Annotated in this window: 18 protein-coding genes; 5 read left to right on the forward strand and 13 right to left on the reverse strand. The window is 37.4% G+C overall.

Features of this window, described 5'->3' with window-relative positions; all coding sequences use genetic code 11:
* Positions 1–3: 3 nt before the first annotated feature.
* Positions 4–1,170, reverse strand: a complete 1,167-nt coding sequence (locus tag KMHG_RS05040) for an acyl-CoA dehydrogenase family protein (protein ID WP_010287563.1) — start codon at positions 1,168–1,170, stop codon at positions 4–6.
* Positions 1,171–1,322: 152 nt separating this feature from the next.
* Between KMHG_RS05040 and KMHG_RS05045 the strand changes: the two genes are divergently transcribed.
* Entirely contained in the window at positions 1,323–3,386 is a 2,064-nt protein-coding gene (locus KMHG_RS05045; RefSeq protein WP_010287564.1) for a sigma-54-dependent Fis family transcriptional regulator, read from the forward strand.
* A 12-nt stretch (positions 3,387–3,398) separates the two neighbouring features.
* Here the strand turns inward: KMHG_RS05045 and KMHG_RS05050 are convergent, their stop codons facing one another.
* The 9 genes from KMHG_RS05050 to gnd all read right to left on the reverse strand — a co-directional run bounded on the left by KMHG_RS05050 (position 3,399) and on the right by gnd (position 13,159).
* Positions 3,399–3,623 carry a hypothetical protein gene (locus KMHG_RS05050; RefSeq protein ID WP_010287565.1) on the reverse strand — a complete coding sequence of 75 codons (225 nt, stop codon included), beginning with the start codon at positions 3,621–3,623 and terminating at the stop codon, positions 3,399–3,401.
* Positions 3,624–3,769: 146 nt separating this feature from the next.
* Positions 3,770–4,027, reverse strand: a complete 258-nt coding sequence (locus KMHG_RS05055) for a hypothetical protein (protein WP_010287566.1) — start codon at positions 4,025–4,027, stop codon at positions 3,770–3,772.
* 59 nt (positions 4,028–4,086) lie between these two features.
* Entirely contained in the window at positions 4,087–4,839 is a 753-nt protein-coding gene (locus KMHG_RS05060; RefSeq protein ID WP_010287568.1) for a tyrosine-protein phosphatase, read from the reverse strand.
* Positions 4,840–4,902: 63 nt separating this feature from the next.
* Complete coding sequence (locus tag KMHG_RS18315; RefSeq protein ID WP_010287570.1) at positions 4,903–5,295, reverse strand: response regulator; 393 nt, start codon at positions 5,293–5,295, stop codon at positions 4,903–4,905.
* A 203-nt stretch (positions 5,296–5,498) separates the two neighbouring features.
* The gene (locus KMHG_RS05070) at positions 5,499–5,993 is read right to left on the reverse strand and encodes a fibronectin type III domain-containing protein (protein WP_010287572.1); all 495 of its coding nucleotides are present in this window, start codon (positions 5,991–5,993) and stop codon (positions 5,499–5,501) included.
* A complete protein-coding gene (locus KMHG_RS17405; protein WP_238984676.1) occupies positions 5,921–10,129 on the reverse strand; it encodes a lamin tail domain-containing protein in 4,209 nt (1,402 codons plus the stop codon). Before KMHG_RS17405 ends, KMHG_RS05070 begins: the two co-directional genes overlap by 73 nt.
* Before the next feature lie 244 nt (positions 10,130–10,373).
* Positions 10,374–11,114, reverse strand: a complete 741-nt coding sequence (locus KMHG_RS05080; protein WP_010287575.1) for an arylamine N-acetyltransferase family protein — start codon at positions 11,112–11,114, stop codon at positions 10,374–10,376.
* Between the two features lie 82 nt (positions 11,115–11,196).
* A complete protein-coding gene (locus KMHG_RS18320) occupies positions 11,197–11,985 on the reverse strand; it encodes a transglutaminase domain-containing protein (protein WP_010287576.1) in 789 nt (262 codons plus the stop codon).
* A gap of 277 nt (positions 11,986–12,262) precedes the next feature.
* Positions 12,263–13,159: a phosphogluconate dehydrogenase (NAD(+)-dependent, decarboxylating) gene (gene gnd / locus KMHG_RS05090; RefSeq protein WP_010287577.1), complete on the reverse strand. Its 897-nt coding sequence runs from the start codon at positions 13,157–13,159 to the stop codon at positions 12,263–12,265.
* A 138-nt stretch (positions 13,160–13,297) separates the two neighbouring features.
* Here gnd and KMHG_RS05095 point away from each other — a divergent pair, with 138 nt between their 5' ends.
* Positions 13,298–14,143 carry a MurR/RpiR family transcriptional regulator gene (locus KMHG_RS05095; RefSeq protein WP_010287578.1) on the forward strand — a complete coding sequence of 282 codons (846 nt, stop codon included), beginning with the start codon at positions 13,298–13,300 and terminating at the stop codon, positions 14,141–14,143.
* A gap of 117 nt (positions 14,144–14,260) precedes the next feature.
* Here the strand turns inward: KMHG_RS05095 and KMHG_RS05100 are convergent, their stop codons facing one another.
* Entirely contained in the window at positions 14,261–15,601 is a 1,341-nt protein-coding gene (locus KMHG_RS05100; protein WP_010287579.1) for a GntT/GntP/DsdX family permease, read from the reverse strand.
* 262 nt (positions 15,602–15,863) lie between these two features.
* Between KMHG_RS05100 and KMHG_RS05105 the strand changes: the two genes are divergently transcribed.
* Positions 15,864–16,664 (forward strand): alpha/beta hydrolase, encoded by an 801-nt coding sequence (locus tag KMHG_RS05105; protein ID WP_010287582.1) that lies wholly within the window; start codon positions 15,864–15,866, stop codon positions 16,662–16,664.
* An 80-nt stretch (positions 16,665–16,744) separates the two neighbouring features.
* On the opposite strand, the gene parC is transcribed toward KMHG_RS05105, so the two are convergent.
* Together parC and parE are read right to left on the reverse strand one after the other, a co-directional pair.
* Complete coding sequence (parC, locus tag KMHG_RS05110) at positions 16,745–19,168, reverse strand: DNA topoisomerase IV subunit A (RefSeq protein ID WP_010287585.1); 2,424 nt, start codon at positions 19,166–19,168, stop codon at positions 16,745–16,747.
* Positions 19,168–21,138, reverse strand: a complete 1,971-nt coding sequence (gene parE, locus KMHG_RS05115) for a DNA topoisomerase IV subunit B (protein WP_010287587.1) — start codon at positions 21,136–21,138, stop codon at positions 19,168–19,170. The genes parC and parE overlap by 1 nt, the downstream gene beginning before the upstream one ends.
* 243 nt (positions 21,139–21,381) lie before the next feature.
* Here parE and plsY point away from each other — a divergent pair, with 243 nt between their 5' ends.
* Positions 21,382–21,984 (forward strand): glycerol-3-phosphate 1-O-acyltransferase PlsY, encoded by a 603-nt coding sequence (gene plsY, locus KMHG_RS05120; RefSeq protein ID WP_010287590.1) that lies wholly within the window; start codon positions 21,382–21,384, stop codon positions 21,982–21,984.
* An 18-nt stretch (positions 21,985–22,002) separates the two neighbouring features.
* Positions 22,003–22,293 carry a HesB/YadR/YfhF family protein gene (locus KMHG_RS05125; protein ID WP_010287592.1) on the forward strand — a complete coding sequence of 97 codons (291 nt, stop codon included), beginning with the start codon at positions 22,003–22,005 and terminating at the stop codon, positions 22,291–22,293.
* Positions 22,294–22,380 lie beyond the last annotated feature (87 nt).

Below are 22,380 nucleotides of genomic sequence, written 5' to 3' on the forward strand. Positions count from 1 at the left end.
ACCCTACTTTCCTAAAATGTCGTTAGCGATAATTTGTTTCATAATTTCAGACGTTCCGCCGTAAATGCGTTGTACACGCGCATCTACAAATGCACGTGAAATCGGATACTCTGTCATATAGCCATAACCACCGAATAGTTGTAAACAACCGTCGACAACTTCTCCCTGCGCTTCAGAACATGTGAGTTTCGCCATACTTGCTGTTGCGGTATCTAGCGCATCTTGTTCAATCAATGTCATACACTCATCTATAAACGCGCGATGCAGACGCACTTTCGTTTTCATTTCCGCAATTTTAAAACGCGTATTTTGGAAGTCACTAATTTTCTTTTTGAATGCTTCGCGTTCTTGAATGTATTGAATCGTCCATTCAAGCGCACCTTCCATCGCGCCTTGTGCACAAACTGCTAATGTCAGGCGTTCACGTGGTAGTTCTTGCATGAGCGTAATAAACCCTTTATTTTTCTCTCCTAAAATATGAGAAGCGGGTAAAATCACGTCATCGAAAAACAACTCGGACGTATCACAAGAATGCAAGCCGATTTTCTTTAAGTTTTTACCACGCGCAAAGCCTGGCGTTTCTGGATCATCTAAAATGAATAACGATGTCCCTTTCGCTGGGGCTACTGTGGCGTCTGTAATCGCTGCGACAACGATAAAGTCACCTAATTGGCCATTCGTAATAAATGTTTTAGAACCGCTTAAGCGATATGTATCTGTCGCCTCGTCATACACTGCAGTCGTTTTCATTCCTTGTAAGTCACTACCTGCACCTGGCTCTGTCATTGCAATCGCACCGACCATTTCACCAGAAGCTAATTTTGGTAAATAATATTGTTTTTGTTCTTCTGTCCCTGAGCCTAATACATAATGCGCGACGATGTTGGCATGTACCGTAATGTTAATCGCAATTGTCGTAAAGCCTAATCGTGTTAGTTCCTCGACAACGAGTGAAGCGTATCGATATGGCACGCCCATACCGCCATATTCTTCTGGAACGTCGATGCAAAGTAGCCCTTCTTCGCCAAGTTTACGCCATAATTCACGTGGAATCGTTCCCGCTTCTTCCCATTCTTCGTAATAAGGGGCAATATATTTATCCGCAAAGCCTTGAATTGATTTACGGAATAATAATAATTCGTCATCTTCTTGTCTTCTTTTCGTTACCATATCAATCACTCCTTCTTCGCTATACATTACTAGATGCAAGAACTGTGCCAATGAATTTTACGGTATTTTCGCACAAAAATTGTTCACTTTCGAGCACATTTTTGTAAAGTTGTTCACTTTTCTGTACAATATTGTAAAAGGTGGTGTACAACATGTATATTCAGGATTTTATGGTGACACAGTTTAAAAGTTTAGTTGTCACTGATACGGTACAAGAAGCATTGCATCAATTTTTAAAAACGCCTTCACAAATTTTACCTGTCATTAATGACCAAGCAGAATTGATTGGCATTGTGACAAAGAACAGATTGTTGCGTGGTATCGCACATGAAATGAAATTGTCTGATGCCATTGAGCCCCTCATATTAAAACAAGTGATTTATTTAGAAGATGATGCGACGATTGAAGAAGCGAAAAGTATTTTAATGACGAATCAGCTCGGACATGCGCCAATTGTTAACGATGCACTCGTTCCAGTCGGTTTACTATCGACATCGCAAATTTTAACAGCGTATGATCACTTATATGAGCGTTTAGAAAATCAATGGCAACTCGTCATTGAACATTTACCGTTCGCGCTCGCAACACTCGATACAGCAAAAAATATTTTGTCGCAAAATCCGAATGCGATTGAGCTGTATAAACAATTAACAGAAGCGGAGCGCGATATGATTTTTGCGGTAACGGATCCAGTGCTTTTCGAAGATGCTGGGCCGACGCGACAAAAGCTTGTTTTACCATCGCGTACATTGCTCGTACAATGTTTCCCTCTAAAGCGCCAGCATCAATTAATCGGCAGTGTCATCTTAGTAGAAGACTGGACAAATATCGAAACGTTAACGAATGAATTACATATTTCAAAAGAATGGCAAGCGAAATTACAGTCGACGATGTCACTCGCTTATGATGCGTTATTGCTCACCGATGAATCCGGTTCGATTACGATGGTCAACAATGGTTGTTGTGAATTATTCCACAAGGAACAACAGGAGTTATTAGAAGAGCCGATCGACCAATTATTGCCCGATGTCGATTTCGTTGGTGTACTTGATAAAGGCATTCATTATGTAAATACGCCAGCAATGATTGCCAACATGCAATGTTTAGTAACCGTGATACCACTCGTTGCACATAATGAGACGCTCGGCATTATTTGCAAAATTACGTATCGTGGATTAAAGCAATTGCAAGGAGCGCTTAAACGTGTATCCGAGTTAGAAAAACGCGTATCGCAATACGAGGATGAAATTCAGTCGATCAAAGGAACAAAATATTCATTTGCCAGTATTGCGGGACAATCGCCAGAAATTCAGAAAGCGATTTTTGAAGCACAACTGGCGGCGAAAAGTCGGTCTACGGTGTTATTACGTGGAGAGAGTGGCACTGGGAAAGAATTGTTTGCGCATGGCATTCATGTCGCGAGCGCGCAAACAGGTCATTTTGTCGAAGTAAACTGTGCTGCCATTCCGAAAGAGTTAATGGAATCCGAGTTTTTCGGATATGAAGATGGTGCGTTTACAGGCGCTAAGCGTGGCGGAAAAAAAGGAAAATTTGAAATCGCACAAAATGGGACATTGTTTTTAGATGAAATCGGCGATATGTCGCTAGATTTACAGGCGAAGCTTTTACGTGTATTACAAGAGAAAGAGTTTTCTCCTGTCGGTAGTACGAAAAAGATTTTATTAAATACGAAAATCATTGCGGCAACGAATCGAGATTTAGAGCAAATGATTCGAGATGGGACATTCCGCCAAGATTTGTATTACCGTTTAAATATTATGCAAATCCAAATACCACCATTACGGGAGCGACTGATGGACATTCCAGACATTTGTGAGGCGATTATTCAAAAGTTACGGGAAGATGGTTTCCATATTGAAGGTATGATGCAAAATGCGTTATCGGCGCTCATGCAGTATCAATGGCCAGGAAACGTCCGAGAACTGCATAATATTTTAGAACGAGCGGCCAACTTGGCAACAGACGGCTGGATTACGCGTGAAATACTTCCGGCACTCGGAGACATCTTTATACAGCAAGAAGCAACAAAATCTCTTAAAACGACTGTATTAGCTGAAGAATTAGCGCAACATGAGCGACAATTAATCGTTGATGCACTTGAGAGAAATGGCGGAAACCGTTCTAAAACATGTAAAGAACTCGGATACAGTCGCACTTGGCTGTACAACAAAATGAAAGAATATGACATTCATTAAAAAAGCGACCTGTTAATCGGTCGCTTTTTTTAGACTTAATCTTTGAAACCCTTGTTGTATAGACGGCTGAGAAGAAACGATTGTTGGAATGTCTTTATGATATTGAATTCCTGTATGGCTTAAATAATACATAGCACGTTCTAAATCTTTTACTCGTTGTCGTTGATAAAGCCAAATAAATAAGATGGGGAAAGTAGTAAGAATGACAATACCGAAAACCATTACCATGATAATCATAACGTATCTCCTCCTTTATCATTACTGTTCAAATTCCACAATTTTTCAGTAAATAAACTTAATTTTTAGAAAATTTAGTTAATTATATTGTTTTATCTAATCAAAAAAAGGTTATGTATCGTTCTACATAACCTTCGCTATATACTTTAACGAAATGATATTGCGAGCATTACAATCGTAGCTATTACGATAATCCATGTCATTACTTTCCATACAGCAAAACGTTGTTGTTGAAACAAAACAAGCAATGCAAATAAACCAAGTAACGCACCGTACATAAGCGCTCCAACAATATGTACAAATAGATTGAGTGGTCCTAAAAACTCGGTCATTACCGGAATCCATAACCAAGTTGTGACGCCCCATAAAATGAGCGTAATTATACTGAAAATAAGTTGTTTCATATGGATCTCCCTCTACATTAAGATTAGAAATACTCCTAACCTTATTATACGTGCGCAAATCAAACAGAAACGGTGTAAAAGTGTCGAATCTCAGAAATTTCTTTCATATCTAATTGATGCTCCTTTAAAAAGTATGCATCATATGTGCCGTATCTTTTTTTGATTGCGTCAAAAACACTTGTTAAAAACAATGGGTCGCACCCTGCTAATGTTTTTAATACAGGATGGTCTCCTAAATGTTGCACCGCAAATTGATACCATCGTGGCGGATGCGCTTCAATGTAAGCATTTGTGAGTAAATATTCTTTCATGATGGTTTCTTCATCTACGCCTAACAATAAATAAATGAGTGCTGCCCCGACACCAGTACGATCTTTCCCAGCTGAGCAATGATGTAATAAAGGTACTTGTTTCGTTGCTACCTTTCGTATTAATACGCGGTACACTTCATTATCGAACGGCAATTCCGCATAAAATTGCGCAAATAATTGTGGAGAAATTTTTGTGAGCAATTCTTTATTGCCAAACAACTGCTCCATCGACATCGACTTCATCGCGTCTCCGCCACTATCTTTACGTGCAGCAATACGAATCATTTCAACTTGATTTAATGCTGGAGACGGTTGTTTTTCCGCTTCAATATCATCTCGGTAATCAATAACTGTTTGAAGTTTCAAGGCTTCTAATGCACGTAAATCATTTTCTGTAGCATCTGCCAGCGCGCCGTAGCGGAATAATAATCCTTCTTTCACGCGTCTATGATCTTTTGTAAAGACGCCACCCATATCTCTGAAATTTGATAACTGTTCCAATATATCACCCTATTTCTTTATCGCATATTGGCCGTTAAAATGCAAAAAAAGGCTAATAAATTGTTAGCCTTTTTTTGCGTATAATGCCGTAAATCCTTCTGTGAGACGTTTTTCAAAGTGAGCTGTTTGTTCTTGAAGGAGCATTTGATAACTTTGTAAGACACGGTCATCAGCTGCTGCTAATTTCGCTGGTGTGTTAGATAATAAAATAATTGCGGCTTTTGGATCAGCAGCACGTATCTCTGCTGCAAGCGCTAATCCATCGTAATCTTTTAAATCTAAACTTATGTAATATGCTTCCGCATGACGTTGTCTTATGAATTGTTGTACAGATGTATATTTTCTTGTTGTTAATAAAAACTCAACTTCCCATTCTTCCCTCTTAACGAGACGTTCTAATGAATTATGTACGAAATTGATCGTTGAGTAGTTATCATCGCAAATGACGATGCGCATGTTAAATTCCTCCTACGTAACTTTTAGCATTAATCAATAATAGCATAAAAAATCTGAGGTTTCCCCATAAAAAATCATCTAATTATTATAAATATGATTTTAAGATTAACATCTAACTAATTTTAAGTTATTTTTACCTATAAATGAACGAAAAATAAAGACACCACACGATGTGATGTCCCTATTTTTACAATTATCACGAACTATTTTAATTTAATCGTACGTGTATTTGAATAGCTACTATATATTTTTTTGTCGTTTACTGTACGATAGCTGCGTACTTTATATGTGTAACTATTTCCTTTTTTTGTCGTTTTGTCGGTGAATTTGACTGTTTTCGCATCGAGCGTCGCAATTTTTTTATACATACCACCATTACTAGAACGATACACAACATACGCTTCAGCGCCACTTACCTTTTTAAAACTACCTGAAACAGTCGTTGATTTTTTCATTAAAGCTGATAATACAGTTGTTGCAGTAACAGGTTTTACGAATGTTGCTTCTGACGCTTCTCCACGTAGTGTAACGTCACCTACTGTGTAAATCCCTCTTACTTTATAATAATATTTCGTACCTGTCGTTAGTTTTTTATCTTTATACGTTGCTTTATCTGTCGTACCAATTAACTCATAACCACTATTTTTTTCGTTGAGCGATACACTTCGTAGCCATTCGCTTCCGCTAATGGTGTCCAATTTAATGTTGCAGAGTTATATGTGTACGATGTTGAAGCGATACTTACTACAGTTGGTGCAGTAGCAAATTTCGCATAAAGTGTTGTTTCTTTTGTAAAGACATCGCTACGCTTAACGGCTGTTTTAAACGTTGCATCTGTATATAAACCTTCGAAAATCGCATTTTCTTTTGAAGGGACAGGAATTTCATAGCCGCTTTCTGCTTTTTGCGTTGCTAGCACATTTTGATCTTTATCTTTAATCGTAATTGTTTTCGCATGATTTGATGTATCGACCGTTTTACCTGATGTAAATTGCCATACAGGTGAACGTTTTTCCCCACCGAAAGCATCTGATAATTTCACATACCAATTGTATTTATGATTTGTTTCTAATCCTGACCATCTCGTTTGAACAGTATCCCCATCTGTAACGTCATGTAATTCACCAATTTTTTGGTTCGTGTAAACATTAAAGTGGATTGCATCTGTTGCGACCATTTTTTCTTCTGGCGCTACTTGAACATCCATTTCAAATTGGTCTTTTTCAGGATAATCTTGTGGATCGTAGTAATTGTATTTATCTAAATATGGTGAATATGTTTCTACTTTAATTTTATTGTTGACTGGATTTACTTTTAAAATACGTAAGAACCCTTGTCCACCTTCAGCACCACTTTGATAGTCCATTAACATTTGGTACACTTTACGGTCTGTTTTACCGTCTTTATCATCGTCAATCGCATCAACTTTTGTTTCAGCATCTGATAAGTGACCCGATAATACAGCAATGACATTTTTGTTCGGTTTTACGACTTTTTCAAATAAGTAGTTACCTGTATCTGTACGTTGACCGTCTGTGCCTAAATATTCATGGAAGTTCAAAATCGCTTTACGTTCTGGATATTTTTTCAGAATGCTGTTCATCCAAGCAACTTCTTCGTCACCAATTTCCCAGCCCATATTCATCATAATGTAACTTGTGCCTTTTTCACTCACTAAATCGTAACTACCGCGATTATTTTTGTATGAGCCACCACGATACGATTTATCTGCAAAACGTTTGTCGCTGAAATATTGATTGTAGTATGTGTAATCCGCATCTTTATGCGTCGTACTTGTAACGTCATGGTTTCCAGCAAGTACACCGTACGCAACGCCTGCTGTATCTAATGTGCGCATTGCAGTGTCTGCTACTTTCCATTGTTTCGTATTATCATACGTATCGACTAAATCACCTGAATGGAATACATATTTAATATTTAATGCTGCTTTTTGATTAGCCACCCATGATGTCATGCGATTATAAATGTGTGGATAACTTTTAGAGTAGTATTGCGTATCACCCATCCAAATAAATGAATAATCGAATTGTGACGTTTCAGCAATTTCATCTTGTACCATCACTTGTACTTGGTGGTGTCGGATATATTGCTCACCTTTAATTAATGTGCTTAATTTAAAGTTTTTCGTACTATCCGCGATTTTCCAAATTTTCGCTTCCCATTTAGAAGTATCATAATTCCATACGTACATTGTTACTTTACGACCAAGAAGAGATTTCCCTTCCCAGTTAATTTCAATATCGTCATCTGCTGTTACAGAGCTATCAACGTTCAATTGGAAGCGATGATATGGATATTTTTCCTTACTTGTCGTTGTCAAATACGTGCCGTCTACTTTTTCAATAGCTGCAGTATCACGCACTGTCACTTCGCCAATTGGTGATAACTGTTCTGGTGGTTCTTGGTCTGCATTATTTTCGACTGTTGTTACTTCTGAATCTGCAGGTGTGTACGTATAACCTTTATTAAATGATACGTGTAGGTTATCATGTGTTGGGTCAGAAACTTTTACTTTTAATAAAGGTGCCGTTGTATCTGTTACACCATTTTTAGTTGGTGCGATTAATTCTGGATCGTAAGGCATTTCTTCTTTTGTTTTAAACTTAATCTTTTTCTTCGTTGTATTCCCAAGGCGATCGGCTACTTGATACACGATTGTATGTGTTCCAGCAGATAGTTGTGCACTTGACGTATCATATGGCAATTCGATTGGTTCGCCATCTAATGTAGCGCTCGGTGCATCTCCTGCATTCGCATCGATGACTTCTGCATCAATCGTGAAGTTACCTTTATATGTTTGATTGTTAATAATAGAGCTATTAATTTCTGGTGCACTATTATCTACAATTACTTTCACTGTTTTTTTCGTCTTACCATTTTTTACAACGATTGTATGTTCACCGTCTGAAAGTGTTGTCGTATCTAATGTGTACGATTTCGCACTAAATGCCTGTTCTGGAATATCAAATGATGGCTCAATATATCGTGGTGAACCAGATGCATCCCCAATGTCAATTGGTTTTTGAGGATCTGTATAATTAGTTGGATATAACGTTGTACCATCATGTAATACGAGACGCATATTACGTACTAAAATATCATTTAAATTTGCACCTGATGTATCAAATGAAGATTCTTTTGAACCTGCGCGAATTTGGAATTTACGTGGTTCGCCTTTTTGGAAATGAGATGCATCCACAGGCACTGTTAGAGCTGTAAAGTCATCATAACGATCATCAAAAGTACGTAAAATAGTATCGTTAATCGTCACCGCATTTTTATAATAGTTCGCTGTTTGATTCGCTTCAAATGTAAAATATGATTCTTTAGGTAATTCATACGTCATTTGATTGGTTACATCGACGCCATCAATTGTCATCGTAGAAGCGGTCGGTGATTTTGGATGAATCGCTTTAAGATTTGTTTTACCTGTAATCAACGTACCGTTATCTACATTTAATTGTAGTCCAGAAATTTTTTCGTAACCTGTAATTTCAAGTGGTGTAATACCTGTTTTAGATACTTGTTCACCATCTGAAGCTTCTACATAATATTTAAATAACGTATGACCGATTAAATCTGCACGCGGGATAATAGCATGATAGTAACCATCTGTCCCCTTCGTCATATTCATCGCTTGATACTCGCTATCGCCGTTACGTTTGTAATAAAATGTCGCTGTCTTTAAGTCGACATCTGCCGTAATGTGAAATGCTAAATGCGCATCTTCTTCTGTTGAAAAACTTTCTGCTTCTGTGTTATCTATAATCGTTGGCGGATAATAAGATTGAGTTGGTGTGACTTTTTGTGTCGGTACTTGATAGCCCTCTATCTCACCTGGTGTCCCTTTCATTTCTTTTGACGAAATAATACGCATTTTCTTTTTGCCGTTAATTGGATACGCATAGACAATTCCTTGATTTAAACCGACATCCAATTTATTTTCATCTTGGTTATAAAAAGCAGTTGCGACATCAATACGAGTATTTGTTGCGATTGCAATACCACGATAATCAGAATTTGCTAATTTACCGCCTTCAATACGTACGATATTTTGCCCTTCCGTTAGCTGACTACCATAATTTGCATTAAAATCTTGAATCGTTAAATGACGGTTTTCATCATTTGTAATCCAAAATACCATCGTTTTTCCAGGCTCTAAGTTTAGATCACCTTTATTTTGTACAGGCCAAATTAAATCACCTTTTGCCCCTTTTGAAGGATAACGATATTGGATATTATAATTTTTTAAGTTAATTGTATTCGTAGAGTTGTTATACACTTCTACATATTCATATGCTTCTGCATTATTAATTTTTGTAGAACGTGCGACAATTTCTGTAATGAGCAATGGCGGTACTTTTTGTGGATTATAATCAGGTTGGTTTTCGAAGATTGTATATTCATCTGAACTTTCTGAGTCTCCATTGATAACAGCAGTCATATAATATGTAATGTTCTGTCCTTGACGTAACTCAGGAGATAATTCAACGCTATAAGTCCCGTTATTATTTTTCATTGGAATTTGTTTATAATCGGTATCTAGTTCAGTGTGATAATTTAAAATCACATTTGAAACATTCGATGATTTGAATGTTGTAGAGATTGTTAACGGTAATAGCGGTCCATTACTTTCCGGTTGTGTATGTATAAATGAAGATGTATTACTTAAAGATACACTCTGTGTTTTTAAAGCTGTTAAATTTAAAACGTTATAAGGAATGGTTTCTGTTTCTGTTGTTGCATGCCCTTCCGTTGCGACTACAGTAGCAGTTGCGAGTAGTGCAGAAGCAGCAAGCATATTTTTTACCATTTTTTTCACAAATAAACCTCCTAATTTCTATATGAATCTTTTCTATTATAAAGTAATTTTTAACAAAATACTTCGTAATTTTACCAATTTTTAATTAATTTTAATCATTTTGTAAATGTATTGTAATATTATTTCGTTTTTTTATGTTTTATATAGACTGGCGAGTTATAGTATAAATTATTTTAAGTACTAAAAAGGCAAAACACCTAATTATTCATCTAGGTGTTTTGCCTCGTAGCTTCTATTATTGATAGAAATATTGTTTTTTAGCTTTCATCGCTTGTTCCGGGGTCAATGTTTCCGTCGTTTTAAGACCATTTTTCATAATAGTTAGCTCATGTTGCGATAGTGTAATGGTTCCTTCTTCTGTACATTTTGTTAATAAAGGGCGTTTATTAAATACAGATGCCTCGCTTTGCTCAATAATATGTTGAGATATTTGCAGCTGCTTCCAAGAAATTGGTTCCAATTTAAATCGATATGCTAATATAAACTGTTCATCTCGATAGCGACGTTTCATAAATAATTCATCACCGATGACTTTGTATTCCCCATTCGTTGATGAAACAACATCTCCATTTAGCGGTATAGGCATAAGTGGTACATTATTGCCGAAGCCAGCATCTATAAGGTAACGCTCCTCATGATCCTCTAATAAAATTAACGTATGTGTATAACCTGTTTTTGAAAATTGTTGTTGTAGCGTATCGTAAATTGTTGCAGAAATCAATTTAACATTTAGATCGTTCTCACGCAAAACTTCAGCCAACAATGGATTGATTTCGTAACAGAGACCACCTCGTCCATTTACTAAAATTTTTTCTGTCATGTACGCCGTAGATAGTGGTTTGGACGTACCGGTCATGACATCTAAATTTTCAAAAGGAATATATTGTGCTACATGTCTTAAAAGAAGTGGTAGCCTTTTCATATCAATTTTTGTTCCTTCTAAATGAATACGTGCTAAAAATTGTTCTGTTAACATAACTTCACCCACTTTTAATGATTATACGTTTAAGTATACCTTACTAAATAAAAAAAGCTAGCATTTACGCTAGCTTTTTTAGTTAATTAGATGTGTATTTTTTAGGAGAATATGGGAATGAAGACTTATCCCATTGGTGATTCAAAGCTAGTACTTTATCGCTTATTAAAAAATAGCGATAATTTATTTTTTTAGATGCGGTGTCATCCCATGTCGCATCCATATTGTACCAGTATCCACCTAGTTTTACTTTATTCCATGCGTGATTTTCACCACCTGCAACACCTGTCACATATTGCACATCTATATGAAGTTCTTTCAGTAAATAATACGCTGTCATCGCATAACCTTGGCACACTGCACGCCCATCTTTTACAACTCCATAAATCGAATAACGATCTGCTTCTGTATGATCATATGTTGTTTGTTGAATAACGTAATTGTGTACGGCTTTCACTTGCTGGTATTGACTGTTTGGATGTCGTTTTTTAATATCTTTTGCTACTGCTTTAATCTTCTTAAGCGCCTTCTGTTGTTTTGCCTTCGTTGTATAGTAACTCAAATGGAATGTTGCTTGGCCACCATTATGGCTCGTATAGTACGTCACTGTATATGTTTTCACAATGGAATCAATTTCTGCTTTTTCATCAATAGCAGTCGGAATTACTTTTGTAATTTCTTTTGCAAATTTTTTGCCATTCCCTGTGTAATTTACTGTAAATGTTTTATCTAATTGAAGTAAATGATTTTCAACATCTTTTGCCACTTCTTGCATTGTTGATGATGTTTTCGCGAGCGCAGGTTCATTTTGAACAGTCCCTGCTACTAATAAACTTAAACAACTCGCCATGATGATCATAAACCGTTTCATGTTTCCAGATGCCCTCTTTCACCGTTAGTTGATTACATTTTATCGGTGATTCGACATTTTTTTTACACATTCGACATAAATCCGTATTTTTTTGATATTTTAATACATTTTATGTACATAACCGCAGATTTTTATGTATGCATCAAATGAATTTAATTCCTTTTAATTACATTAAAGGTGTAGTATATACATTTAATTGACGATTCGTTCACATGAAAGAGATATAAATAACAAAAAACCACTCGAAAAATCGAGTGGTTTTCATGTTATGTTTTTATTATTTACGCTCTACAGCGTGTCCACCGAATTCGTTACGAAGTGCTGCAACGACTTTACCAGTGAATGTATCGTCTTCTTGAGAACGGTAACGCATCATTAATGATAACGCTGTAACAGGAACAGCTGTACCTAGTTCAAGGGCTGTTTCCACTGTCCATTTACCTTCACCAGAAGAATGCATAACACCTTTAATTGTATCTAGTTTAGGATCTTTAGAAAATGCGTTTTCTGTTAATTCCATTAGCCATGAACGGATAACTGAACCGTTGTTAAATACGTGTGCTACTTTTTCGTAATCATAATCATAGTTAGATTTCTCTAGTACTTCAAAACCTTCTGCGATTGCAGCCATCATACCGTATTCAATACCGTTATGAATCATTTTTAAAAAGTGGCCTGAACCCGCTTCGCCAGTATATAAGTAACCGCCTTCTACACAAATATCTTTAATGAATGGCTCAATGCGAGCGAATGCATCTTTATTACCACCGATCATCATGCAAGCACCGTTACGAGCGCCTGATGTACCGCCTGATGTACCAACATCCATGAAGTGAACGCCTTGTTGTTTTAACTCCTCCGCAAATTCAATCGCTTCTTTGTAGTGTGAGTTACCACCGTCGATTAAAATATCATCTGCTGATAATAAACCTTTTAATGTTTCGATTGTTTGGATTGTAATTTTACCTGCTGGTACCATTAACCAAATTACGCGTGGTGCTTCTAAAGATTGCACTAATGCTTCTAAAGATTGTACATACGTACCACCGATTTCATTAAATTTTTGACCTGCTTCTTCATTAACATCAAATGCTGTGACAGTGTGTTGGTGATCCATTAAGTTTTCTGCTAAGTTAAAGCCCATTTTACCAAGGCCGACTAAACCGATATTCATAAGGCATGCTCCTTTATTGTTCGTTATTTTCTTCTATTATACCGAATTTTTTTTCACTTTCAAACTATTAACAAGAAAATTTTTTTCTAATATTGAATATGCTATAATAAATGTACTTTCATATAAAGGAGTTTTCGTATGACGCAAAATACATTACGCAAAATTCAATCGATGTATCCTCGTCTTAGTGACAAGGAAAAAAAGATTGCTGATTTCGTATTAGAAAATCCTGAGCACATCATTCAAAACACAATCAATGGTGTCGCAGAGCAACTAAATGTTGCCGATGCAACGGTTTTTCGCTTTTGTAAACGTCTCGGCTTCAAAGGCTATCAAGCAATGAAAATTGCCCTTGCACAAGAAGTGATGACACCTTTCCAACAAATTCATGAAGAAATTCAAGAAGGTGACTCAGAGGAAACGATTACATCTAAAATCTTTAAATCTAATATTCAAACACTTGAAAATACGCAAAACATTTTAAATGCTGATGCGTTAGCACATGCTGTCGATATGCTTGAAAATGCGACGGAAGTTTATTTCTTCGGTACTGGTGGCTCGATGGTCATTGCGATGGATGCTTATCATAAATTTGTGCGTACAGGTATTAAATGTTACTCATTTATCGATTCACACTTCCAATTAATGGCCGCGAGTCAAATGAAACCGACCGATGTAGCCCTTATCGTTTCACATTCTGGTAAAAACCGAGATACGTTGAACATCGCACGCGTCGTACAAGAAAGTGGTGCGAAATTTATTGCAATCACTGGCTTCCCAAAATCCAATTTAGCGCAATTAGCTGAAGTATCGCTTGTGACGAGCTCTGAAGAAACAGAATACCGTTCTGAAGCGCTCTCAAGCCGTATTGCGCAATTAAGCTTGATCGATGCTCTTTACGTCAACATAATGGTCATCCGTAAAGATACATCAACAGAAGCTATGAAAAAAGTGCGTCACGCTATACTTAATACCCGAATTTAACATTTCAAAATGTAAGCGGTTTATTCATATTGCAAAAAAGAGTGTTACGTTTTGACGTAGCCTCTTTTTTTCGTTCAAATAAAAATGGAACCGCTCGTGCGATTCCATTTAATATACTTAAACAAATGCGTTGACAATTAAAGCTAGAATGAACGCGACGAATGCAAGAATTGTTTCAAGGACTGTCCATGTTTTAAATGTTTCTTTAATAGATAGACCTAAGTATTCTTTTACCATCCAGAAACCTGCATCATTGACGTGTGAGAACATTAATGAACCCGCACCTGTCACGATTACAAGTAACTCTTTGTTAACGCCTGTCATTGTTTCGATAATTGGTGCAACGATCCCAGCAGCAGTTGTTAAAGCGACTGTTGCAGAACCTGTTGCGATACGGATAAGACCTGAAATAACAAATGCTAATACAAGTGGTGATAAGTTGAAGTTTTCAGCTAATGTACCGATTGTTTCCGCTACACCAGACTCGATTAAAATTTGTTTAAAACCTGCACCCGCACCGATAATTAGTACGATTGAACCTACTGGAAGAATACTTTCTTCTGTAAATTCTTTAATTTGTTTTTTCGTCGTACCTAAGCGAATACCTAGGAAGTAATAAGCCACAAATGTAGAAATAAGTAACGCGATTAATGGGCTACCGATAAATGCAAATACGTGCTCTGTACCTTTGCTAAGATCCATTAGGTTCGTTAAATATTCTGCCATCGTACCGAATACCATTAAAATAACTGGTAATAATACGATTAAGAATGAAATACCTGTAGAAGGTAATTGTGAAGGATCTTTTTCTTCAACAACGATTGTTTTTGGTTCGCCTTCTGGTTTCACGCGTTTGCTAATGAAACTTGCAAATAGCGGACCACCAATAATACCAGTTGGGATTGCAATAATTAATGCATATAGTAATACTTTACCCATGTCTGCTTCATAAATACCAATTGCAGCGACCGCGCCTGGGTGTGGTGGTACTAAACCGTGAACAATTGATAAACCAGCGATTGCAGGCAATGCAATGAGTAATAAGTTTTTCTTAGAAGCTTTTGCGATTGAAATAATTAATGGTAAAACAATTAAAAGACCTACTTCGAAGAATACAGGAATACCGATAATAAAACCTGATAAGAACATCGCCCATGGCAATAATTTCTCACCAAAAATTTTAATAAAGAAGTTCGCGATTTGTAAACCGCCGCCTGATTCTGCAAGCATCTTCCCTAAAATGGTACCTAATGCGATAATACCGACTAAATGTCCTAAAGAACCACCTACACCTGTTTCGTAAGCAGTTACAATTTTATCGAAGGACATACCAGAGAAAATCGCTAAAAATAAACTTGCAATAAGTAAGCTAATAAACGCATGCCATTTAAAGACTGACACACCGACAATGACGATGACGATTGCTAAAAATGTAATGGCTAATAAATAAGCGTCCAATTACTTCATCCCCTTGATATTCAATTTTAAAAATGTAAGCATTTTCATTAACGTTATTATACGAAAAAAATTTTCTTTTTTCAATAATATCAAATAAAAAAAATTTATCATTAATCATCTTTTTTCTATTAAAAATGCACATTCTTTATTTTATGTCATTCCCTTTCGAAGGGCATCTATGCAAAAAAACATAAATGTAACAAATTTTACTCAATTCTGAAAAAGCGATATGATAGAACTAATAGAAGAAGGAGTGAGGAAAATGACGTCTTTAGCACAATATTCAACGCCGATTGAACATATCGGCAATCATGTAGGTATTTTAGTGTTACATGGCTTTGGCTGTACGACAGATACGGTCGCACCATGGGCAGAAGCTTTTCAAGAACACGGTTATACTGTTAAAATGCCTGTCTTAGCCGGTCATGGTACGACAGCAGATGATTTATCCGCTACGACATTAGAACAAATTGTACACAGTGCTACAGCGGCACTAGAGTGGTTACAAGCACATACGGACTATCAAGTCATTTGCGGCTTCGATTTTGGTGGTACGATTGCCCAACATTTGGCGCAACAATATCATATTGACGGTTTGTTGTTATTAAATGCAGCGTATCAACTTCCAGCCAAACTGTTAAAAAGTGTGGATCGCTTAATTGCTACAAACGAAACAGAAGGCCCTATCGGAACTGCAGATATTAAAAATCCTCGCATAACAGTTCATCGCTATGATCGTTATCCGATTGCGCTTGCACGCGAAATCATTGATTTCACAAAAGATGTCGCCGAACAAGCAAATCGTATTCAAGCACCGCTTCTCGTCATGCATTCAGAGGACGATCACGTATTACCACCAAATACGGTAGACCGCTTAATTACGATCGCTTCTTCTAAAGAAAAGCATCTCATTACATTAAAAGATAGCTATCATTATGCGTTAATCGACTATGATGGTCCGCGCATTATCGAACAATCTATTTATTTCGTTAAAGGAATCGATCCAGACCGTTACGTGCAAGAAATCGATCAAAAAGATCGTAAAAAGAAAAAACGTCGTTAAGTAGGAAAGGCTGAAATAATATTTCAGCCTTTTTTCTATACAAAAAAGACACTACCTTTTACGGTAATGCCTTTTTCATTTTATGACTCTTGTGGGACGACTTCTATATACGTAATGTCTCCATCTGCATCGCAATCAATGACAAACTGACCATTTGAATAACGTTCTGCATGACGATATTTAGACACGAGTAATGTTTCTGGTACACCTTTTTCTGTTTCAATTACGACGGTATCGGTACTTAATACACGTCGTACGTCGCGAATTTTATGTGGTTTTGTTTTCAATTCGCGTAAAATGGTTAAGCCGCGTTTTGCACGACCTGTTAGTTCAAAATCATGAATATGCATACGTTTTACTGCACCGCGGTGCGTTACGATCAATACGTCGCCTTCATCGTTTGTATCAGCAACAACGACCGATACGATATAATCATCATCTTTTAAGTTTGCAGCTTTAATACCTGCAGTACGCGTGCTCGTCGGTGCCACTTCTTCCATTGGGAATCGTAAACCGTAGCCATCGCGTGTTACTAAAATAATATCTTTATCTTTTGCATCGACAACTTGCGCAAATACAAGCTCATCGCCTTTTTTTACATTCATCGCTTTATACGATTTATTAAAACGTGTAATTAAATATTCTTGTAATGCTGTACGTTTAATTTGACCATTTTTCGTGACAGTTACGACATAACGATCTGCGTTAAAGTCCGTAATACCTTCAACAGCGATTAATTGCTCGTCTGGGTCAAGTGGTACGATACTCGAAATGTGCTGTCCGAGATCTTTCCAGCGAATATCCGGCAGTTCATGAACGAGTTGTAAAATGTAATGTCCTTTGTTCGTAAACAACATGACGTGTTGTTGTGTATTAATAAAGGCTTTATAGAATAAATGATCGGATTCTTTCATCGCTAAGTCTTTACCGTTTGACGATTTATATGAACGTGGACTCGTACGTTTAATATAGCCGTCTTTCGTAACAGATACGACGACTTCTTCGCTCGGAATTAATACGTCCATATCGACTTTAATTTCTTGAACTTCTGCTTCAATGACTGATTTACGTTCCGTTTTAAACGCTTTTTTAATTGCATTTAGCTCTTTACGTAATACCGCCACTAATTTTTTTGGATCTGCTAAAATAGCTTCTAACTCCGCAACGAACTCATTTAATTCTTTTTGTTCTTCTTGAAGATCAGTAATGTCTGTATTCGTTAAACGATACAGTTGTAATGAAACGATTGCCTCTGCTTGTTCTTCAGAGAATGCAAATTGTGTCACTAAATTATGTTTCGCATCTTTTTTATCTTTTGATGCACGAATCGCAGCAATGACTTTGTCTAAAATCGACAATGCTTTCATTAAGCCTTCGACGATATGTAGACGTGCTTTTGCTTTTCTTAAATCAAATTGAGAACGACGTGTAATGACTTCTTTTTGATGTTCTACGTATGATTCTAATAATAACGGTAATGTCATCATCGTTGGACGACGGTTATGAATCGCAATCATATTGAAGTTGTACGTCACTTGTAAATCTGTGTTTTTAAATAAAAATGGTAATAATGGCGCTGCCGGCATATCTTTTTTCATTTCAACAACGATACGCAAGCCTTGACGGTCAGATTCATCGCGTACTTCTGCAATACCATCTAAGCGCTTATCAACACGTAAATCGTCCATTTTTTTCACAAGATGCGCTTTATTCACATCGAAAGGAATTTCAGTAATCACGATTTGTTCTTTAGAGCCTTTTAATTTTTCAATCTCTGTTTTAGAACGCACGATAATTTTACCGCGACCTGTTTCGTATGCTTTTTTAATACCGTCTGCACCTTGAATGATACCACCTGTCGGGAAGTCCGGCCCTGGCAATACTTCCATCAATTCATCAACTGTCGCCGTTGGTTTTTTCAAGTATAGTAATGCCGCATCGATTACTTCATGTAATGCATGTGGTGGAATATCTGTCGCATAACCTGCTGAAATACCTGTTGCACCATTTACGAGTAAGTTCGGGAAACGTGCTGGTAATACAGTCGGTTCTAAATCTTGATCATCAAAGTTCGGAATAAATTCAACCGTTTCTTTTTGAAGATCACGCAATAACTCCGCAGAAATTTTAGATAAACGCGCTTCTGTATAACGCATTGCTGCTGGTGGGTCACCATCGAGCGAACCGTTGTTACCGTGCATTTCGATTAATGGCATGCTTGATTTCCAATCTTGACTCATACGAACCATTGCTTCATACACACTCGTATCACCATGTGGGTGGTAGTTACCAATTACGTTACCGACTGTTTTCGCGGATTTACGGAATGGCTTCTCAGCTGTATTTCCTTCATTAAACATCGCATATAAAATACGGCGTTGTACCGGTTTTAAACCGTCACGTGCATCTGGTAATGCACGATCTTGAATAATATATTTACTGTAACGACCAAAACGGTCACCAATGACATCTTCTAAAGGAAGATTTTGATAGCTCTCAGCCATTAGTCAATCTCTCCTTCTGCAATAAACTCATTTTCTAAAATGTTGCTGTCTTCCTCCATGCTAAAGTCGACATTCGCTTCAATCCATTTACGACGTGGCTCTACTTTATCGCCCATTAATGTCGCTACACCGCGTTCTGCGCGCTCTAAATCATTGATTGTTACGCGAATTAACGTACGTGTTTCAGGATTCATTGTTGTATCCCATAATTGGTCAGCGTTCATTTCACCTAAACCTTTATAGCGTTGTAAAATGTAGCCTTTACCAACTTTTTTAATCGCTGCATCTAAATCTTCATCGGTCCATGCATATTCGATTACTTCTTTACGACCTGAACCTTTTGACACTTTGTAAAGTGGTGGCAATGCGATATATACTTTACCCGCTTCAATTAACGGACGCATATAGCGGAAGAAGAATGTTAATAATAACACTTGAATGTGTGCACCATCGGTATCGGCATCGGTCATAATAATGACTTTATCGTATGCCGAATCTTCAACTTTGAAATCTGCACCGATACCCGCACCTACCGCGTGAATAATCGTCGCAATTTCTTCATTTTTCAAGATGTCTTGTAGCTTCGCTTTTTCTGTATTTACAACCTTACCACGCAGCGGCAAAATCGCTTGGAACGTACGGTCACGTCCTTGTTTTGCAGAACCCCCCGCAGAGTCCCCTTCGACTAAATAAAGCTCATTTTTCGCCGCATTTTTCGATTGTGCTGGCGTTAACTTACCTGATAATAAGTTTGACTGTTTTTTATTTTTCTTGCCATTACGTGCATCCTCACGCGCTTTACGTGCCGCTTCACGCACTTGTTGCGCACGGATTGCTTTACGCACAAGAGAAGCTGAAAGGTCTGCATTTTCTTCTAAAATGTACATCAGTTTTTGCTGAATGACACCATCAACGGCACCACGAGCTTCACTCGTACCTAACTTCCCTTTCGTTTGCCCTTCAAACTGTAGCAATTGCTCCGGAATACGCACTGAAATGATGGCCGCTAAACCTTCACGAATATCCGAGCCATCTAAATTTTTATCTTTTTCTTTTAGTAAACCAATTTTGCGCGCATAATCATTAAAGACACGTGTCATCGCTGTTTTTGCACCGGTCTCATGCGTACCACCATCGCGTGTACGTACGTTGTTGACGAATGACAGAATCGTTTCTGAATAGCCATCGTTAAATTGAAACGCAAATTCCACTTCGATTTCATCTTGAATACCTTCAATATATTGAACGGGGTGTAATACATCTTTATCTTCATTTAAGTAGGATACGAACGCTTCGATCCCATTTTCGTAGTGATATACTTCGTGTTTTTCAGTCGCTTCTTCAATAAGCTCAATTTTCAATCCTTTTAACAGGAAAGCAGACTCACGCAGACGTTCTGCTAAAATATCAAAGTTAAATTTCGTCGTTGAGAAAATCGATGGATCTGGCTTAAAGTGAACAGATGTCCCAGTTTGCTTCGTTTTACCGACAAGCTCTAAGCTCGTTGCTGGCTTACCACCATCTTCAAAGCGCATATAATATTTCTCGCCGTCACGCTGAATTTCTAACTCTAATAATATAGAAAGTGCGTTTACAACAGATGAACCTACACCGTGTAAACCACCACTCGTTTTATAACCACCTTGGCCGAATTTACCACCGGCATGAAGCACAGTGAAAATTACTTCGGGTGTTGGTTTGCCTGTTTTATGCATACCGGTTGGTAAACCTCGACCATGGTCAATTACAGTGATAGATTGATCTTCGTGAATTTTTACGATGATATGATCACCATACCCTGCTAATGCTTCATCGACTGCATTATCGACGATTTCATAAACAAGGTGATGAAGGCCGCGTCCGTCTGTTGAACCGATATACATACCAGGACGTTTACGAACTGCCTCTAATCCTTCTAATACTTGAATTGCATCTTCATTATAAGATGTCGTTGTTTGTTTTGTTGTCAAAAAAATTCCCCCTAGCGCAAACACCCGTTCGTATTTCCTAAGTGTAACACTCATTATATCACTGTCAACTGCTTGCGTCACGAATTGACTCAGGCATTATTGTACTACAAATATTGAATTGAAAGCAAAATAAGAATAGAATTATAAGAGACAATTGTTCAATTGTGTAGGGCTAGTGCAATATGTTAAAATAATAATCATATGTTATTAGTACCTACTACTAAATTGTAAGGGAGCTCTTTCATGAACTTAATATTTGTCCTTATAGTTGCTTATTTACTCGGTTCAATTCCCCCAGGTTTATGGATTGGGAAAGCATTTTTCAACAAGGATATCCGTGACTACGGTAGTGGTAACCTCGGCTCAACAAATTCATTCCGTGTGCTCGGCAAGAAAGCTGGTATTGTCACACTTGTGATTGATATTTTAAAAGGGACACTCGCAACATTATTACCGACGTTTGCCATTTTTGCTGGTAGCGGGGTACATCCACTTGTCGCAGGTATGGTCGCGGTCGTTGGTCATATGTTCCCAATTTTCGCGAAATTTCGTGGTGGGAAAGCAGTCGCAACTTCAGCAGGTGTCGTATTAGGCTATCAATGGCCACTTTTCGTTATCATTATTGTTGCTTTCCTGATATGCTTAAAACTATGTAAAATGGTTAGCTTATCTTCTATGGCTGCGGCACTAGTCGCATTAATCTACGTACTGATCTACTTCTTCGCAACAGGTGACTGGTTATTATTATTAATTATTGCCGCATTTGTTTTCTTTATTTTTTATCGTCACCGTGCGAATATTAAGCGCATTAAAGATGGTACAGAGCCTAAAGTATCATGGCTATAACAAAGGAGTGCATTGTACATGAAATTAGTGATCTCAACTGAAGCAATTAAATGGTTTAAAGAAGAAATGGATGTCTCATCAAATCAAGCTGTTCGTTTTTTTGCACGATACGGCGGTTCTAACCCGTTTCATGAAAGTTATTCAATCGGCATGTCTGTCGATGAACCGATTGAAGCAGCAGTAACATTAGAACAAGATGGCTTACATTTCTTTATCGAACAAGATGATTTATGGTTTTTCAACGGACACGATTTACATGTCGATGTCAATAGCGACACAGAAGAATTGACGTACGAGTACGTTCAATAAGTAAATAGCAAAAAGAGGCTGGGACATAAGTGTAAAAACACGATCTCAAATGAGCATAAGAAAAACCGGAATCGCGCTTTTGCGCGG

The organism is Kurthia massiliensis (assembly GCF_000285555.1).
GTDB lineage: Bacteria > Bacillota > Bacilli > Bacillales_A > Planococcaceae > Kurthia > Kurthia massiliensis.

Bases quoted from the DNA above. Each gene is read 5' to 3' on its own strand.
- KMHG_RS05040 (WP_010287563.1), bottom strand. From the start codon at position 1,170: ATGGTAACGAAAAGAAGACAAGAAGATGACGAATTATTATTATTCCGT.
- KMHG_RS05045 (WP_010287564.1), top strand. From the start codon at position 1,323: ATGTATATTCAGGATTTTATGGTGACACAGTTTAAAAGTTTAGTTGTC.
- KMHG_RS05050 (WP_010287565.1), bottom strand. From the start codon at position 3,623: ATGATTATCATGGTAATGGTTTTCGGTATTGTCATTCTTACTACTTTC.
- KMHG_RS05055 (WP_010287566.1), bottom strand. From the start codon at position 4,027: ATGAAACAACTTATTTTCAGTATAATTACGCTCATTTTATGGGGCGTC.
- KMHG_RS18315 (WP_010287570.1), bottom strand. From the start codon at position 5,295: ATGCGCATCGTCATTTGCGATGATAACTACTCAACGATCAATTTCGTA.
- KMHG_RS17405 (WP_238984676.1), bottom strand. From the start codon at position 10,129: ATGGTAAAAAATATGCTTGCTGCTTCTGCACTACTCGCAACTGCTACT.
- KMHG_RS05080 (WP_010287575.1), bottom strand. From the start codon at position 11,114: ATGTTAACAGAACAATTTTTAGCACGTATTCATTTAGAAGGAACAAAA.
- KMHG_RS18320 (WP_010287576.1), bottom strand. From the start codon at position 11,985: ATGAAACGGTTTATGATCATCATGGCGAGTTGTTTAAGTTTATTAGTA.
- gnd (WP_010287577.1), bottom strand. From the start codon at position 13,159: ATGAATATCGGTTTAGTCGGCCTTGGTAAAATGGGCTTTAACTTAGCA.
- KMHG_RS05095 (WP_010287578.1), top strand. From the start codon at position 13,298: ATGACGCAAAATACATTACGCAAAATTCAATCGATGTATCCTCGTCTT.
- KMHG_RS05105 (WP_010287582.1), top strand. From the start codon at position 15,864: ATGACGTCTTTAGCACAATATTCAACGCCGATTGAACATATCGGCAAT.
- parC (WP_010287585.1), bottom strand. From the start codon at position 19,168: ATGGCTGAGAGCTATCAAAATCTTCCTTTAGAAGATGTCATTGGTGAC.
- plsY (WP_010287590.1), top strand. From the start codon at position 21,382: ATGAACTTAATATTTGTCCTTATAGTTGCTTATTTACTCGGTTCAATT.
- KMHG_RS05125 (WP_010287592.1), top strand. From the start codon at position 22,003: ATGAAATTAGTGATCTCAACTGAAGCAATTAAATGGTTTAAAGAAGAA.